Raw genomic sequence first — 17,081 nt, forward strand, 5'->3', positions numbered from 1 at the left:
CTTCAGTGAAGGAGAAAGGGCTTCGTTTCAGGCCCCGGTCTTTGCGGCAGAAGCCTTCTGCCATGTTTGTGCAACAAATACGGTCAGAAGCACCGATACAGCTGCGATCCCCCCGCCCAGCCAGAAGCCTGCCTCAAGGCCCAGCCAATCATTGACAAAGCCGGCGGCGAACGGACCTGCGAACATGCCGATGGCATACGCGGCTTGATAAAGCCCCATTGCGGTCGCTTGACGCGCCGGTTCCACCCCCGCGATACATAACGATAAAAATAACGGAAAATGAAGTCCCTGAGCAAAGCCATTCACAATCTGGGTAAGGTAAAGCTGATTCAGATCAACCGTATACGGGATGAGCAGCGTACAAAGCGCACTAAATAAAAAAGCGGCCGAAATTGTTTTCCATGTGCCTGCTTTCGGCGCGATCCACCTGCCTGAAAACCAAGAGGCTGCGGCATGCGGAATCATAAATGCGAAGCTGAGCAAGCTGAGCTCCCAGCGGGACGCGCCTAAATGAATCGTTGCATAAGACGGCGTGAACCCGAACATCGTGATAAACAAAACGCTGTGGGCCATAATGGAAAGCAGCGAAACCTTCCACAGCTGCGGCGAACGGATGCCGGACAGCAGCGAAGCTACGCCAATCGGCTGGCGTTTCACACCCTCCGGCGGCTCCTTCACCAGCGCTGCGGCAAGCAGACCAACCACCCCGGCCGCTGCGCCCGCATAGAAGGTCGCGGTGTAACCGTACCGATCCGCCAGCCAGCCGCTCACTCCCATGCCAAGAAGCTGGCCTGCGACGATCAGAAAGCTGATCGTCCCCATCGCCCGCGGGGCTTCCCGAGCTGGATAATAGGCCGCGTACAGCACCGTATACGCGGCCCAGACGGAGGAGCAGAGCCCGCTTACGATCCGGCCGGCAAGCGCTCCGCCTGGACTCGCGCCAAGCGCAAACAGCAGGCAGGACAATGCGCCGCACAGCAAGCCGATCGCCATAAACGGCTTCCTCCTGCCGACCCGGTCGGAGAGTATACCTGCGGGAAGCCTTAGCGCAATTTGCACAAGTCCGTAGCTGCCCAGAATAACGCCAGTCATCGCAGCCCCGATCCCAAGCTCCTCCAACAAATAAGGCGATAAAATCGGCACGTATGTATACAGTGAGCACCAGTATAAAATCGTAACCAAGCCGAAAATCACGTGGTCTCGCCTTGTCGCATGCACCAAAGCGGCTCCTGTGTCCCCCGCTGGTGCGGCTGCCTTCTGGCTGGACATGTATCATCACTCCAAGTTGAAAGTAAGAAAGAAGAAGCAGCCGAATCAACCAAATCGGCTTGCCGGCCGCCGCTCCTTATGTTACCACCCGAATAAAACAAAAAACAACAGCAAAAAAGCCAGCCAACGGATATGCTCCTAGCTAACATGTTCTGTTAACCGATAGGAGCACACCACTGCGCCGGCTGACCAATTGACCGTTTAAACGTAAATTATTAAGGAATTCCGCGCGTTCAACTGTGCATTCGTTATGGATTAAACCGTTCCCAGCGGCTTTCAAAACGAAGCAAATTCGGGTGCACAGGCTGGACCGGATCAACAATAACAAGCCGAATCGTACGAATCCATTCCTCGAACGTAGCATAGGTGGCAAACAAATTCGCAAACGCTCCTGGGAGCATGAAGAAGTGAGGGCCTGGATACTTCTCCGTCAAGAACCGCAGTGCCGTATCCATAGGCGTATACTTTTTGCGCTTCCCTTCCCAGCCTTCCACGGTGATTCCCCGCGTTTCACCCAGCTCCTCCATAAACTCAAGCAGCAAACGCTCTCTTTTATAAAAAGAGATCGGCGCCTCCTTCGTCATTCGTTTAACGGTCTCCTCGTGCAGCGGGTAAAAGACCATTTTGGAAAAGGAACGCGACTCTGCTAACGCTATTGCCGAGGAAAGCGCATGGACATCTGCACGTTCAAACGTATCATAATAGAACAGCGTTCCTTTTTTCGTGGACATTTGCGGTTCATAACCGAAAGGAACGATCGTATTGGTACGTTCCATCACTTCCAGCCTCCTGACGTGACGAGCTATAGCCCGTTGATCCGTACGTATAAATTATCCGTTATCCGGCAGCGGAATGCCCGTTTGCTTTAAAATCCGTTTAAAGTCCGGCGGCAGAGGAGCCTTAAAGACAGTACCGTCCGGAAGCACAATCCGCCAAGCATGCAGCAGCTGATAATTCACATCCTCAAACCGTCTGCCTCCATACTTGATATCCCCCAGCAGCGGATGACCGATGCTCTTGAAATGCGCGCGAATCTGATGCGTGCGACCGCTGATCAGCTCTACCTCCACCAGCGAATAACCGCCCCCTGACGCTAGACTGCGGTACCTCGTTTCCGCCTCTTTCTCACCGGCAAGCGCTGCTCCTGGACGCGCGGCTTCCCGCGTTCCGCCGATCAGTGTTTTATTCTTATCTGTGTCCCGCACAAGAGTGCCTGAAATCGTTCCGCTGCCGGTTACCGTGCCTTCGACAACGGTAATGTAATATTTTTCGAGCTCTCGGCTTTGAATGATTTGATTCAGCTCGTGGAGCTTTCCAGCCGTTTTACCTACAAGGACCAAACCGCTGGTGTTTCGATCCAGGCGGTTCGCCGTAGCGGGTAAAAACAAGGCGCTGTCCAGCTTGTTATGCTTGTACAAATAAGCGTGCACTCGCGTAATCAGCGTATTTTTCTGCTCCGTTTGATCCGGATGCGTGAGCAGTCCCGCAGGTTTGTTGACGACCATGAGCTCCTCATCCTCATATACAATGTCAATCATCGTGTTGACACCGGCGAACTTGACTTTTTTCTCGGCCCCGTTCGTCTGTTTAAAGGAATCCTCGTCCATAAAAATGGTCAGCTCGTCACCAGCCGCCAGCTCGTAATTTTGTTTCTTACGCTTGCCGTTCACTTTCACTTTTCCAGAATCGATCATTTTATAAATTTGTCCGAGCGGAAAATTCGGCATAAGTGTCCGTAAATAACGATGGAGCCGTTTGCCGCTTTCCGACGGGGCTATAGTGCGGGTAATCACTCGTCTACACTCCCAGCATATGGAAACTTTTCATTATGGTCAATGCTTCCATCATACCACATCTGATGCCCCATCACCTAAAGGCAGCTTTCGAAACCGGCGCAGCTTTCGCCGCGGGGACAGTGCCTCATATACGATCGGCACAATAATGAGTGTAAGCAGTGTTGAGCTGACCAAGCCGCCGATCACCGTAACGCCCAGCCCTTTGGATATCAAGCTGCCGCTCGTCGATTCCCAACCTAAAGCAAGCGGCAGAAGCGCGCCAATGGTTGCGAGTGCCGTCATTAATATTGGACGGAGCCGCGTCGCAGCCGCTTCCAGCAGTGCCTCCCGTACGGAGAGCCCCTCCTTCTCTTTCCATCGGACGCGATCCAGCAGGACGATCGCGTTGGTTACCACGATACCGATCAGCATAAGCGCGCCCATCATCGCCGAGGCGCTGATCGTTTCATCCGCCGCATAAAGAGCAACGAGACCGCCGATGACCGTGAACGGCAGTGAAAATAAAATCGCAAACGGCGTAAGCGCCCCGCCGAAAAACAATACGAGCAATAAATAAACGATGGCGACCGCTGCAAGAATGGCGAGCCCCATCTGGCGAAAGGTGTCGTTCATTTGCTCAGTCACTCCGCCAAAATCGACCGTAACTCCAGCCGGGAGCTTCAGCTTGTCTAAGGCTTTGCCTAGCTCGGATGATGCTTTCCCAACATCCTTGGCCTCGATGGAGGCTGAAATCTGCGCGTACAGCTGCCCGTCTTTTCGCGTGACCTCACTCGGCGCTTCTCCTTGAACCAGCTCAACGACATTCCGCAGCGGAACAGGCCCAAGCGGAGCGGGTACGATTTCATTTTGCAGATCGGAAATGTCCTTATAAGTCCTCTCCTCGGTTTGCATATAAACCGGCAGCTGTTTCCCGCTTTCCGTTGTTAACACGGAGAGCTGCGGACGCCCCAGAGCCGGACGCAGGCTTACAGCAAGCTGCGCGGCCGTTAAGCCGTACCCGCTTAGCGACGATGAATCTACCCGGAACGTATACTGCGGCAGCGTTTGAGACAAGCTCGACTTCGGCTGCTGGAAGTCTTCCTCGCGTCTGCGAAGCTCCTCCAGCACTTGATCTGCAGCGGTCCGGATATCCTCCATTCGATCTCCGTAAATAAAGAGCTGCAGGGTGTTGCCTCCGATCCCGCCGGAGCTGTCCAGCTGCTTCCAAACACCTGCCGGGTCAATGTGCTTCACATCCTGAAGCATATCCTCTTTCTCCCAGGCTAGCTGCTCGCTATCCTCATCGTACTGAATCTGAAACACGGCCGACGATTTCCCGCCGCCCCCAGCAGCGGCGCCATACGGACTCGCGGAGCCGATCGAATATTGTACACCGTTTACATTTTTGCGGGATAACAGCATTTGCTCCGTCTTTAAAGCGACCTGCTCCGTTTGCTCAAGCAGCGCTCCGGCAGGTGGAGTATAGGTGATGGTGAGTGAGCTCTGCTCTTCCTCTGGCAAGAAGCTAAACCCTATAGCAGGAAGCAGCAGCAAGCTTCCGGCCAGCAGCAGAGAAGACCCGCCAAAGGCGGTCCATTTATGATTTAAGGACCAGCGAAGCGCATGCTGATACCACAAAGAAAGCTTTCCCGGCTTTTCCTCCCGATGCGCCTTCCTCCGGCCGGAGCCGGATAAAAAAACATGCGCCAGCATCGGCACTACGGTCACGGCCACAAGCAGCGAAGCGAGCAGCGCGAAAACCATCGTCAAGGCAAACGGCATAAACAGCTGCCCAACCGGTCCGCTGACAAGCCCTAACGGTAAAAAAACGGCAACCGTTACCAGTGTAGATGAAAAAATCGGCATAAACATCTCTTTGGTGGCATCTACAATGAGCTCTTTGCCCCGCAGGGCTTCTGTTTGAAGCGAAAGACGGCGGTAATTATTTTCAATCACGACAATCGAATCGTCGACTACCCGCCCGATCGCCACCGTCATCGCACCGAGCGTCATAATATTAAGGGAAATATCCATTTCCTTTAGCACCAGAAGCGCAATCAAAAGCGATAACGGAATCGAAACGACGGAAATCAGAGTCGTACGGATATTTCGTAAGAACAGCAGGATGACAAGGATCGCAAAGCCGGCTCCAAAAATCGCCTTGCTTACCATCGTATGTACGGATTCCTCGATTGGCTTGCCCTGGTCATTCAAGATCGTGACTCGCAGACCGGTGTGACGCTCCTGCATGTCCTCCGCAATCTGCTTCACTTGGTTGACCACGGCAACTGTATTGGCATCCGTCGTTTTCGTTATCGTGACCCCGATTGAAGGCTGTCCATTCGTGCGGGAAATCGAATCTCTCTGCTCTACCAGCGCAATTTCCGCGATCTGATCAAGTGTTACCGTTGGCAGTGCAGCAAGCGCCGCTGGCCCGCCCGAAGGCTTGACCCCCGTCCCCGCTGCCCCCGCTGCGGCCGCTCCGAACCCCGCCCCTTGCGGAACGACAGGAATCCGCAGCGCTTTGAGCTGGTCAAGTGTCTGCAGCTGGCCGTCCACGACTATGGACGCTTCTTTGGCGCCAAGCTCGAACAAGCCTAACGGCAGCTTTGCCGTGGAGCCTTGAATGACCCCAGTAACCGTCTCGGGAGTCAATCCAAGCTGTTTTAGCTGATCCGGAATAAGCGTGACCGTCGCTTCACGCCGAAGAAGACCGCTAGCTTGTACCCGGGCCGCCCCTTCAACTCCGCTAAGCTCGGGCAGCAGCTGCTTATCCGCAAGCTCGCTAAGCTGTTCCAGATTCAATCTCTCACTTGCTATGCTCAGGGTTACAATAGGAATATCGTTGATATTAAACCGGGATACATCCGTCTCGCCCGCCCCATTCGGTTTCGGCATAGCTGCAGCCATATCCCTTATTTCCCGCTCGGCTTCATCCATATCCCGATCGTAAGCAAATTCAACAAGTATGCTTGAGACATTGTCTGCAGAGGTTGATGTATACGTGCTTACCCCGTTCATGCTTTTGAGCCGACGCTCCAATGGAAGCGTGATATCTTCGGCCACCGTTTCCGGTGCTGCACCAGGGTATATCGTCGTCAGGGTGACGATCGGAACATTAATGTTCGGAATCGACTCAAGCTTCATCGTTGTCCCGGCATATATTCCAGCGAAAGTTACCATTAGTGTTAACAGCAGCAAGGCAAATTTGTTATGAAGGGAAAATAATATCGTCTGTTTCATAAGGACACTCCCAAAATGTTGATGTCCTTAGTATTTGGCTGGAAAAAAGAATATATAACAGCAGGAACCGATTCAATGAAAAAAGCCCCGATTTTCATCGGGGTGATAACCAGCGTGATGCCGCAAATCTTTTCTTTTTCGGTTCAAGCAAATAGCTTGCGATGCCGATTACTGTTCCGAGCAATGCTCCGGCCGCTACTTCCTCCGGCATATGACCCAGCTGCTCCTTAAGCGCTTTTTCTTTGCGCTCGTGATAGATGCCTGGATGCTGGTCGGCCAGCCTTTCCACGGATTCATCCAATTGATTGAGCTCCACCGCCATTTCTCCGGCGTGCCTGCGGATACCCATCGCATCGTACATGACGATTAGACCGAAGATCGTGCTGATCGCGAAGTCAACAGCGCGAACTCCTTTTTTCAAAGCAACATAAGAAGCCAAGGACGCAACGCCCGCCGAATGAGAGCTTGGCATTCCGCCGGTTTGCACCAGTGCGGACCAATTCCATTTTCCCGTACGCATATACGTAAGCGGCAGCTTCAGTCCTTGCGCCACTAAAATCCCTGTTAAGCCCGTTGTTATGCCTTTGTTCAAGGAAATCACCTCGACCATAGCATCTGACGGCCGCGAAGTGAATATGCACGCGAAGGGACCTGCCGCTCTGCCAATGCGAACCAATATTACGTCAACTCAACGAAAAACCTTCGCAATCCAACAGCTTTTCCATAATGTTAGAACCTCGACTCCTGCCTAATTGTAATGGTCCGCGTAACAGTTGACAGATTCCCCCTTCGGGCGTATTCTGGGGACATTGTCAACTAGAGGAGGGAAACGGAAATGTGGCTTGTCTATGCGATTTGCGCGGCGGTTTGCTTTGGTTTACGCGGCATTGTATACCAGCGCATGTCAAAGACGCCGATGAACCGAAGTCTTTTCCTATTCGGGGTTTATGTTTGCGGCACGATCGTTGCTTTAGCCGGAACATTCATCATGGGGCAAACCTGGTCCGTACCGACTCTTGTCGGTATAATTATGGGGGTCTTCTCCTTCGGGTCGAATGCTTCCATGTATAAAGGCTTTGCCGTCGGAAAAACATCGCTCGTTGCGATGCTGACCGGCTTGCCAGCCGTCGTTGTAGCGCTGTTAGCTTATTTGATGTGGGGCGAGACATTGACCGGGTCGCAAATGGCGGCAATCGGCATCATTTTGCTTGGAATCATAATGATCCGTTATCAGAGCGATGTCGTTTCCGGACCGGCCAAAGGCGCAGGCTGGGGTCTTCTGGCCATGATTACTTTTGCCATCACTGATTTGGCTGCCAAGCAATCGACTCTGCTGGGTGCGCATGTGCTGCCGACACTTACCATAATGTACGCTACCGGGGCGCTGCTTTTTTTCGTTTCCTATGTGTGGAGTACTCGGGGTAAAGCGGAGCAGGCGGCGGAATCGGCGGAATCGGAGCAGCAAATATCGAGAACCAAAACGTTTCGAAAAGGCCTGCTCGCAGGCACGACAAATATCTCCGGTATGATCTTCATTCTCCCTGCCTTTAAGCTGGGGACGACAGGTCTTGTTTCAGCGGTCATCGCCATGAACGTCGTATTAATCCTAGCCTACGCATGGATTATTGCGAAGGAGCCGGTAAACCGTAAGGAATTTGCCGGAGTGTTATGCTCGCTTGTCGGACTTCTGGTGCTCAAATTGGCGGAATAGCGTCATTTTCGATAATATATAGGGTAAAAGATCACCCGCAGTTGAGGAGGAGCAGGACGTGGACGTAAACGAACTGCTAAAGTTTTGGATTCCATTATACGGCTTTGTTTTGCTCGTGCTGGTTAACGGATTTTTCTACTTATTCTTCTATCAGCAAAACAAACCGTTTCGCGAGCTGCTGGATCTGCAGCATCAATTAAACGGTGAACCCGATGACCAGCTCGTACAAAAAGCGATCGAATTGGCCAGCCGTATGAAGCGTCCGAAGGATACCGAGGACAATCGGAACGCCCTTCGGCCTTTGCTGCTTCATGTACAGCGCAGTGAGAAGGTGGCACCGGCAAGGAAGCAGGAGCTTGAGCGGCTGCTGCTCGAAAAAGGCGTCATTCAGCCCGCACAATAATAACATCCAACTTTAGCGTTAAAAGCCGCAGCCTTGATATTCTCGGGAGAGCGGCTTTTTGCCATTCACTACTTGTAATTGACTACGAAATCGTTTACCTTGAAGTGGAAGCGCATACCGAAAAGGAGAGGATCTCGCTATGAATTCTAACTCATTTCCCGGTAAAGCCGAATGGCTGCCCGTCCTGCAGTATGTAGAGGAGCTTCATCAAAAATGTACATATCCTGCGCAATCTCCCTTTCCCCACCCTTGGGAAAATATCGGAAGCGGATACTGTTACGGACCTGCGTTCGGTCATTGGGATATCGTGCACGCGGTAATGGATGCGATTCATACCAGACAAGAGCATGCAAAACTGCAGCTAGTAAACAATTTACATAACATGTCCGCGGATGGCTTCCTGCCTGGTGTGATCTATATGACGAATAACGAGGTGCGCTGGAACCGAACACAAACCCATCCTCCGGTATGGCCTGCCGCTGTGAACGAGTATATCGCAGCAACCGGGGACCGTTCTCTGCTGCACATTGCTTACGAGGCTTTGGTACGGCAAATCGGATGGTTTGAAGCAAACCGTAAAGCGGAGCAAGAGGGGTATTTTTACACAGACATTCTTAATCATTTATGGGAAAGCGGCGTCGACGACGGAATTCGTTTCGATCAGATCAGCACCGGCAAATATGCTTGTATCGATGCAACCTCCCATGTCTATGAGCTGCACGATATAGCGTCCGCTTGGGCAAAAGAGCTGGGCCACTTGGATGAAAGCAGCCAGTGTAAAGCCCGTGCGGATGATCTGAAGCAGTTTATCCAGAACAAGCTCTTTGATGAGGAAACCGGCTTCTTTCACGACATTTGGGCAGTAGATCGCCCGGAGCAGCGCCATCTTGCCTTTGAGGGCATTTGGGCGGTCATTACAGGAGCGGCCTCCAACGAGCAGGCACAAAGGGTAATCGATGAAAATGTGCTAAACCCGGAACGGTTTTTCGCCCCCCATCCGATGCCGACGGTTGCTCTGAACGATCCTGGCTTTGAGCTCCGCATGTGGCGCGGCCCTTCATGGAACAGCATGACGTATTGGGCCTCGCGGGGCTGTATGCGGTATGGGCGAATGGATGCTGCGAAAGCTCTGCTGGAGCGTGCACTCGATGCTACCGCTGAACAGTTCAAGCGAACCGGAACCATTTGGGAATTTTATCATCCGATGCTGGGCGATCAAACAACAGTGCAGCGAAAGCCGTATACCCCCTTCAATCAGCCATGCCAGGATTATTTAGGGCATAACCCTCTCATCGCCATGGCGCATTTGTGGGAACGTGCGGCAAATTCGATTTCAGGGTAACAGAGCCTAGCAAGTCCATAGACTTCCGAAAAAATGTATCAAGCCTGATCTTTGATCTTACCGGTCTTATTCGATCAGGCTTCTTCATTTCCACTGGAACAGATAAATAGAAGCCGTTCAAAAAATCATGCCGCTAAGCACAAAAAAGATATTCATCATGATATGCATGACAGTGACAGGTCCGATCCCGCCCGAACGAAGCGTAAGCCCTCCCATCATCACCCCAAATCCAGCAAACAGAATACATATCGGCCACGAAATCCCTAATGAATAGTGATAAAGTCCGAAGGCAAGGCTTGTCACCAATAATCCATGTAATTGCCCAAGCGCGGCCGCCATACGGCTTAACACGAATCCCCGCCACACAAGCTCTTCCAATATTCCGTTGACGATTCCAAACAAAACTCCAAAGCTAAGCAGCAGAAAAAGCTGCTCTCGGTGAAAGTCAATAAAAGGGAGAAACGTAATCGTGATTATACTTAAGGAAATCAAGAGAAATCTCCAGATCGGATCTGCAATAAAACCCTTCCAAATAAATGGAAAATAAATCGTTTGCCGGAAGCTCCCTAAACGTAAATAAGACGGCTTTGATCGCCGTATGACAGCATCCCAAACAAAAGGAAGCAGCAGGCCGAGCAATCCGAACCGCGACAAGATGACCCCCCATTCTCGATCCAGCGGCAGCTCCATCATCCAAGAGCGCAGCAGCGTGTATAACGTAAATCCGACAATATAGAGAAGTACAGTACCCAAAAACTCTCGATACCGCTTCCACCCCAAACCGATCAGCCCGTACAGCAATCCGAAAACAGCCCCGCCCCACCAAGGCAGAACTTGCAGACCGATCACGGCAATCGCAAACAATAATCCGGGAAACCAAAAAGAAAATGCAGGCTTCCAGAGCAAAGAATTCTCGCTTAAGTCCGTGGTCACCTTGGTTTCTTCGTATTCTGTGATATTCGCGAGGGATTGCAGACTATTCTGTTTGTTCCTGTCGCACTGCCTGTGTACGTCCATGAAGCCCTCCTCTGTTCAAACCTTCCTCAAGTACACATCCCTCATGTAATGTCCAAGTTTGTCAAACCTGTGACAGAACCATGGTTTTTTCCGCACTTCTAAGGCGATGTGCTTCCAGTCACGTTCAACGCTGTATTCTAAGGATATACTTGCATGGAAATCTCCAAAATCACTGCAAAGGAAGGGTCGCCATGCCTAAACGATACTCTCAAGCCTTGCTCCTCTGCTCTGTAATAGCAGTCCTGCTGTCCGGTTGTATTTTTGATACAACGAAAACCTCTGAAACAGCAGCAACAACGAATCCCCCGAAAGAGACCCGTCTGAATCAGCCGGCGGTGCCTCCAATTATGAAACGAAACGGAAATCAAGTGTCGATCGAAATGACAGCGCAAATAACCAATATCGAAATATCGAAGGGAGAAACGTATAACGCTTGGACGTTTAACGGTACCGTACCGGGCCCGGTCCTGCGCATTAAGGAAGGCGATGTTCTTACCTTTACGTTGAAAAATAAAGACCCTAATCTCGCGCATTCGATGGATTTTCACGCTGTCCACGCCGCGCCCAGCGCTAAATTTATCGATGTGCAGCCGAATGAGCAAGGGACGTTCACTTATCCGGCTAATACTCCTGGCGTATTTATGTATCACTGCGGGACAAAGCCGGTTTTAGCGCATATCGCGAATGGAATGTACGGGATGATCATTGTCGAGCCCAAGAATGGATATCCCACAGACCCTATGGTTGACAGAGAATATACCCTCGTTCAAAGCGAATGGTACGAGGAGCATGATTATGAGCAGTTTCTAAACGGCGAGCCGGAGTACGTTGTATTCAACGGAACCGATTTCGAACTCATGGAAAAGCCCCTTCTGGCAAAAGTCGGGGATATCGTGCGTCTCTACATCAGCAACGCCGGTCCTAACGAAGTCTCCTCTTTCCATGTCGTTGGCACGACGATGGATGCGGTGTATATCGACGGCAATCCGAGCAATGTGCTCAAAGGCCTGCAAACCGTCCTGCTGCCGGCAAGCGGCGGCGCTGTGGTTGAATTTACAGTCACCGAGGAAGGCGATTATCCGATCGTTACTCATCAATTTGATCATGCCTCCAAGGGAGCGGTAGGTATATTACGGGTCACGCATGACGGATTGGATCACGGAGGCCAGGCTTCTGGCCATTGAGTGTGAATTGCATTGCATTCGCGAAACCCTAGCAGGAGAGCCGTTCCTGACCCGACTCTCCTCTTTTTTCACTGTTGTGTTCCGAAGAATCACTGCCCTCGATAAAATAACCAACACGTTCATTCCCACACTGTGATCCTTCAGCTTAGGACGAGAATGATTCCATGCATGCTGGCTTCACACGATCCCATCGGCTCAACATGAGAGCCATTTCCCGCTTCGTCTCTGCAACAACCTCCTCGATATCTTGCTTGGTTGGTTGATGCAAATGAATTCCGGCCACTACCACCACCGTACACGAAAGAGCCAGCGCAGCCATGCGTGCCAGCTCCACCGCAAGCTCTCCTTCGCGGTGACCCGGAAGGATCAACACATCCGAATGAACCGTACCTTCCTCCGAATAAAACGCCGTCGCAGCCGCCCCGATATGAGCCTCTCCCCCCGTAACCGAGAACAACACATCTTTACCCATGATTACAGCTTGAATCGATATTCCATATATGTTCGGTTGTGCAATTTGATCGTCTTTCATCACGGGGCTCCTCCTTTGTCGCTCCATCTCACCATGCAACCTATTATTTATACTGCGCATCAAACTCCTCTTTGAGGATCGAATACAGCTTCACATCTTGGTTGACCCGCTTCACCGCAGTATGCTTGCGCAGAATACCTTCGTAGCTCATTCCTGCTTTTTCCATGACACGAAAGGAAGCGATATTATCCGGATGGCAGCGTGCTTCCAAACGCACGAGCTTCATCTGCTCAAAACCAAAAAGAATCGTGCGACGGACCACTTCCGTTCCCACTCCCTGATTCCAATAAGGACGAGCCAGCGCATAGCCGAGTTCGGCCCTCGAGTGGGAAGGATGCCAATACACAAAACCGACAGTCCCGATCAACCGGTTTGTTCGCTTATCCTCAATCCCCCAAGGAGCAACCTGCTTCGTCCCATACAATTGGCGGATATAACGAATAAAACCGAGACTATGCTCTATCGTTTGATGCGTATCCCACGTCGTATACCTGGACACCTCTTCATCCGAACAGTACGCGAATAGATCCCGGGCATCCTCAACCACGATTTTCCGCAGCCTCATCCTTTCCGTCTCTAACACCGGCAGCTCTCCAAAAATATCTTCGATTTTCACCGGAACCTCACTCTTTCTGTCTGGTTTAATATTCACCATAACATGAAGTAAACCGTTCGAGAACATGACCTTTTTCCTTTAATTATGTATGGAGGCCTTTTCTGCGGTACCAATAAGCATAAAGGATTTTATAATTCAGCTTGTCATATAGCTTGTTTGCCGCTACATTGTTTTGAACCACCTGCAAATAGCTTTTCTCCGCTCCTTGAGACTTGGCCCACACAAGCATGTGTAAAATCATCTGTTCTCCATATCCCCTGCCGCGGTGCTCGGGATGCGTTACGATATCATACAGTCCCAAATAGCCCTTCTCCACAATCCCCAGGCCACACGCAACCGGTGCAGCATCAACAAAAAGAGTGAAAAAACCCTTCGTCAGCGGTGAGCAGCTCAGCATGTTTCGAGAAAGGTCTGCACGAGCAGGTGTTAGTGCCCCAAAGCTGCACATTGTCGCTGACCAAGTTTCCGTCACCTCCTTTTCCACATGGACTTCAGAGCATGTCGGTTTCTTGATTGTTTGCAGATCCTCAAGGATTCGAACATGCGACGGCTCAAGCAGCTCATAGCCTCGATCCATCAAAGCCAATTCTAACCCCTCAGTGATGAAGGGCGTAATCTTAAAAATGGGATCTAACCCCGCCTGTGCATACATTCGTTCGCAGTAGTCGATCTTGGCTTCAAGCCCTTCTTCCTCTCCCCCCGAATCAAAAGCTTGTACGGAATTGGAGCGCTTGGTGTACCCCTGTGCAAACCGCAGCACCCACCCATCATGAAAAAGATGATACTGAGCCGGCCATGCGTTCAAAGAAAGCTGTTCAATTCCCTTGTTGTTCAATACAATCCCCCCATATTTTTTAATATTAATACATATTTATGTATATTAATTCGTTTTGAATCATCTGTATAGTATCGATCCATGGGCAGGATGCTTTAACAATTGAAAATACCTAAAACTGATTCTGGGTTCTTCATGGGTTCACTACTCTAATCCAAAATAAGCTCCCACTTTTCTTCATTCAGTGTTTGATCGGGCAGGCTGCGTGTCTTCCTTTTCACAACCTGAAAGCCGAAGCTTTCATACAGCGCCCTTGCTGCCGTCAGTGAATCATTCGTCCAGAGAAAGACGCACTTATACTGGTTTTCCCGGCAAAATTGCAGCGCAGCCTGCAGCAGCTGCTTCCCGTACCCTTGATTTCTCACTTCCGGCTCCAGTAGAAACCAGCGCAGCTGAGCGGCTTCCTCCGTATATTTGACAATGGCGATGGAGCCTTTGCGCGAGCCGCCCGTCTCTACAAGCCATATATTTTCTTTGGTAGCATCGCGATGTTTTTCGAAATCCTCTACAGCCTGCACGATAAACTCGACAAAAGAGTCATCGTACCCATAGTCCGCGCAGTAAATGCGACAATGGGATTCGACGACATACTGCGTATCCTCAGAATTTGCGTATGACCGAATCATTTGGAATATCCTCCCTTTTCTATCCATCATAAAACACCTGCTATCGCCTGCCAATCAAAACCGCCGTCAAATAAAACGACAATAAGGCAGCATGCAAAAAAGAGCATCCCCCAAAGTGAGAGAAATGCCCTTTTTCATCGTATATGGTCCCGATCTGTACAGCTTTTGCACTGGCGCTGCTGAAGCTAGATGACCCGAAAGGATCCGGTCCCAATGGAGCCGAGAGTGCCTTCCTGATCGGATACAGTCGCCTGCGCGGTAATCGATTTGCGCGTTTGATGAAGCACGGAGGCCTTCACAATAAGCTTGCCGGCCTTCAGCGGTGATACAAAATGCACATTTAAATTTGTAGTGACGACCTTTTCGTGAGGACGCAGCGCCATCACCGCTGCTCCCATTGCATTATCAAGCAGCGAAGAAATGACGCCGCCGTGAACGATACCGATGACATTCAGATGATGCGGCTGGGCATCCAATGAGATAACAAGCTCTTGATCCGTTAAACGCTCCATTTTACAGCCCAAATACGTCCAAAAGGTTCCCTGTGCCGCCTGCTCCATTTGCTCCAGATAGACGGTGACGTCCGTAGGATTCGGTTGCTGCTGGCCGTTGTCTAGTTTCGATTGCGTCAACACTTCCCCTCCTTTCAGAAGGTCGATTTTGCCTTGTACCATAGACCTCTGCTGATCCCATCGTTATTTTCGACGAATCGGTTTTCGAATGAAGCACCAAGAGGCCAGCCGAATTCGCTTCCGAATGGACTCCAGTGGGTCTCCTATGCCTCATGTTCCTTATCGGACGCTTCTCGCTGTCTTCCATCATCCTCTGCTGAGGCCTGAGCCGACTCCCTGCGCCCCAGCTCTTCCTCCAGCAGCTTGCGGCGAAGCACTTTACCGACCATCGTTTTGGGAAGCGTCTCGCGGAATTCATAAAGGCGGGGCACCTTGTACGCGGCCAGCATTCCTCGGCACCACGCATCAAGCTCCGCTTCCGTCACATACTCGCCTTCCTTCAGCACGATAAATGCTTTTACCGTTTCGCCGCGGTATTGATCGGGCACCCCCGCTACCGCGGCTTCTTTGATACCAGGGTGCTCGAACAGCACCTCTTCAATTTCGCGCGGATAGATGTTATACCCGCTCGCAATAATCATATCCTTCTTGCGGTCAACGATGGAAAAATATCCGTCCTCATCCATTATCGCCATATCGCCCGTATATAACCAGCCGTCGCGCAGCACCTTCGCCGTTTCATCCGGACGGTTCCAATAGCCGAGCATGACCTGCGGTCCACGGACCAGCAGCTCGCCAATTGCCCCAACGGGGACATCCTCTCCGCTGTCCGCATCGACAATCCGTGCCTCCGTATCCGGAAAGGGTACCCCGACCGAGCCGATTTTTCTACGCCCCCAAATGGGGTTCGCATGGGTTACCGGTGAGGCCTCGGTTAACCCGTAGCCCTCGATTAAGCGCCCGCCGGTCAGCTCCTCGAATCGTTCCTGTACCTCCAGCGGAAGCGGAGCCGAGCCGCTGATGCAAACCTGAATGGAAGAAAGATCATAGCTGGACAGCTCTGAATGATTAATAAGAGCGATATACATCGTCGGTGCCCCAGGAAAAATTGTCGGCTTATGCTTATGAATCGCCTCCAGCACCTGCTTCACTTCAAACCTTGGGAGTAAAATGAGTGTCCCCGCCCGAAGCGCGGATTGCAGCATCAGCACAGTTAAGGCAAACACATGAAAGCATGGAAGCGCTGCCAAAAATCGCTCTTCGCCGTCCTTATTTTTGTAGCCCCAGTGAATATTTTGATACGTGTTTGCGGTTAGATTGTAATGCGTCAGCATGACACCCTTCGACACGCCCGTTGTCCCTCCGGTGTACTGCAGGACGGCAACATCCCGCTCCGCATCGACCTCCTCAAATAATCGGGATGCCGGTGCGCCCGCCAGCAGCTTTTTGAAGGAATGAACCTGACTGCTGTAACGAATGTGAGGCATCTGCCCTTCTTTTCTCAGCTTTATCGGATAGAGAAGATTTTTGGGAAACGGCAGGTAATCCTGAATGGATGTAACAAGCGCATGCCGCAGCTCCGTTCGTGGAAACACCTTTTCCACCTTGGCAAAAAGCAGATCAAGCGTAACAATGACGGCCGCGCCGGAGTCCTTCAGCTGATAGGTGAGCTCCCCCTCCATGTACAGCGGATTCGTCTGTACAACAATCCCGCCCATGAGCAGGGTGCCGTAAAAAGCGATCAAATACTGCGGGGAATTGGGCAGCATAATCGCTACCCGTTCCCCTTTTTGAATGCCAAGCTGCTTCAGTGCATGCGCAAATCGGGTGCTCTGTTCAAGCAGCTGTGCGTATGTCAATCGTTTGCCCATAAAATAGACGGCGCAATGTCCCGGGTATCGATGGGCGGATTGAACCAGCAGCTGCGCGGCATTATGCTTCGGATAGTTGTACGTCGGAGCGACCTCTTGCGGGTAATGGATTAGCCACGGTTTGTCTTCAAAGGTCATCGGGAAC

Annotated in this window: 16 protein-coding genes; 4 read left to right on the forward strand and 12 right to left on the reverse strand. The window is 51.4% G+C overall.

Annotated elements, in window-relative coordinates; translation table 11 throughout:
- Positions 1-27: 27 nt before the first annotated feature.
- From GQS10_RS17125 to GQS10_RS17145, 5 genes are all read right to left on the reverse strand, one after another.
- Positions 28-1,269 carry an MFS transporter gene (locus GQS10_RS17125; RefSeq protein WP_166244408.1) on the reverse strand — a complete coding sequence of 414 codons (1,242 nt, stop codon included), beginning with the start codon at positions 1,267-1,269 and terminating at the stop codon, positions 28-30.
- A 248-nt stretch (positions 1,270-1,517) separates the two neighbouring features.
- Positions 1,518-2,045, reverse strand: coding sequence for a hypothetical protein (locus tag GQS10_RS17130; RefSeq protein ID WP_166244410.1), 528 nt, complete (start codon positions 2,043-2,045; stop codon positions 1,518-1,520).
- A gap of 54 nt (positions 2,046-2,099) precedes the next feature.
- Positions 2,100-3,062 carry an RluA family pseudouridine synthase gene (locus GQS10_RS17135; protein WP_166244412.1) on the reverse strand — a complete coding sequence of 321 codons (963 nt, stop codon included), beginning with the start codon at positions 3,060-3,062 and terminating at the stop codon, positions 2,100-2,102.
- Between the two features lie 51 nt (positions 3,063-3,113).
- On the reverse strand, positions 3,114-6,287 hold the full coding sequence (locus GQS10_RS17140) for an efflux RND transporter permease subunit (RefSeq protein ID WP_166244414.1): 3,174 nt from the start codon (positions 6,285-6,287) through the stop codon (positions 3,114-3,116).
- A gap of 94 nt (positions 6,288-6,381) precedes the next feature.
- Positions 6,382-6,879 carry a divergent PAP2 family protein gene (locus tag GQS10_RS17145; protein WP_166244416.1) on the reverse strand — a complete coding sequence of 166 codons (498 nt, stop codon included), beginning with the start codon at positions 6,877-6,879 and terminating at the stop codon, positions 6,382-6,384.
- A gap of 243 nt (positions 6,880-7,122) precedes the next feature.
- Between GQS10_RS17145 and GQS10_RS17150 the strand changes: the two genes are divergently transcribed.
- The 3 genes from GQS10_RS17150 to GQS10_RS17160 all read left to right on the forward strand — a co-directional run bounded on the left by GQS10_RS17150 (position 7,123) and on the right by GQS10_RS17160 (position 9,743).
- Positions 7,123-7,998 (forward strand): EamA family transporter, encoded by an 876-nt coding sequence (locus GQS10_RS17150; protein WP_166244418.1) that lies wholly within the window; start codon positions 7,123-7,125, stop codon positions 7,996-7,998.
- A gap of 58 nt (positions 7,999-8,056) precedes the next feature.
- Complete coding sequence (locus GQS10_RS17155) at positions 8,057-8,401, forward strand: hypothetical protein (protein WP_166244420.1); 345 nt, start codon at positions 8,057-8,059, stop codon at positions 8,399-8,401.
- 139 nt (positions 8,402-8,540) lie between these two features.
- Positions 8,541-9,743 carry an MGH1-like glycoside hydrolase domain-containing protein gene (locus GQS10_RS17160; protein ID WP_166244422.1) on the forward strand — a complete coding sequence of 401 codons (1,203 nt, stop codon included), beginning with the start codon at positions 8,541-8,543 and terminating at the stop codon, positions 9,741-9,743.
- Positions 9,744-9,860: 117 nt separating this feature from the next.
- On the opposite strand, the gene GQS10_RS17165 is transcribed toward GQS10_RS17160, so the two are convergent.
- Positions 9,861-10,760 carry a CPBP family intramembrane glutamic endopeptidase gene (locus GQS10_RS17165; protein ID WP_166244424.1) on the reverse strand — a complete coding sequence of 300 codons (900 nt, stop codon included), beginning with the start codon at positions 10,758-10,760 and terminating at the stop codon, positions 9,861-9,863.
- A 191-nt stretch (positions 10,761-10,951) separates the two neighbouring features.
- Here GQS10_RS17165 and GQS10_RS17170 point away from each other — a divergent pair, with 191 nt between their 5' ends.
- Complete coding sequence (locus GQS10_RS17170; protein ID WP_166244426.1) at positions 10,952-11,944, forward strand: multicopper oxidase domain-containing protein; 993 nt, start codon at positions 10,952-10,954, stop codon at positions 11,942-11,944.
- A 145-nt stretch (positions 11,945-12,089) separates the two neighbouring features.
- On the opposite strand, the gene lpdD is transcribed toward GQS10_RS17170, so the two are convergent.
- From lpdD to GQS10_RS17200, 6 genes are all read right to left on the reverse strand, one after another.
- Positions 12,090-12,476 carry a prenylated flavin chaperone LpdD gene (gene lpdD, locus GQS10_RS17175; protein WP_166244428.1) on the reverse strand — a complete coding sequence of 129 codons (387 nt, stop codon included), beginning with the start codon at positions 12,474-12,476 and terminating at the stop codon, positions 12,090-12,092.
- Positions 12,477-12,519: 43 nt separating this feature from the next.
- Positions 12,520-13,131 carry a GNAT family N-acetyltransferase gene (locus tag GQS10_RS17180; RefSeq protein ID WP_207952325.1) on the reverse strand — a complete coding sequence of 204 codons (612 nt, stop codon included), beginning with the start codon at positions 13,129-13,131 and terminating at the stop codon, positions 12,520-12,522.
- 43 nt (positions 13,132-13,174) lie between these two features.
- Positions 13,175-13,927 (reverse strand): GNAT family N-acetyltransferase, encoded by a 753-nt coding sequence (locus tag GQS10_RS17185; protein WP_166244432.1) that lies wholly within the window; start codon positions 13,925-13,927, stop codon positions 13,175-13,177.
- 149 nt (positions 13,928-14,076) lie between these two features.
- A complete protein-coding gene (locus GQS10_RS17190) occupies positions 14,077-14,553 on the reverse strand; it encodes a GNAT family N-acetyltransferase (RefSeq protein WP_166244434.1) in 477 nt (158 codons plus the stop codon).
- Between the two features lie 185 nt (positions 14,554-14,738).
- Positions 14,739-15,185 carry a PaaI family thioesterase gene (locus GQS10_RS17195; RefSeq protein WP_243735231.1) on the reverse strand — a complete coding sequence of 149 codons (447 nt, stop codon included), beginning with the start codon at positions 15,183-15,185 and terminating at the stop codon, positions 14,739-14,741.
- A 143-nt stretch (positions 15,186-15,328) separates the two neighbouring features.
- Positions 15,329-17,074: a long-chain-fatty-acid--CoA ligase gene (locus GQS10_RS17200; protein ID WP_166244438.1), complete on the reverse strand. Its 1,746-nt coding sequence runs from the start codon at positions 17,072-17,074 to the stop codon at positions 15,329-15,331.
- Between the last annotated feature and the right edge of the window lie 7 nt (positions 17,075-17,081).

Source organism: Paenibacillus turpanensis (genome assembly GCF_011421635.1).
GTDB classification, from domain to species: domain Bacteria; phylum Bacillota; class Bacilli; order Paenibacillales; family YIM-B00363; genus Paenibacillus_AK; species Paenibacillus_AK turpanensis.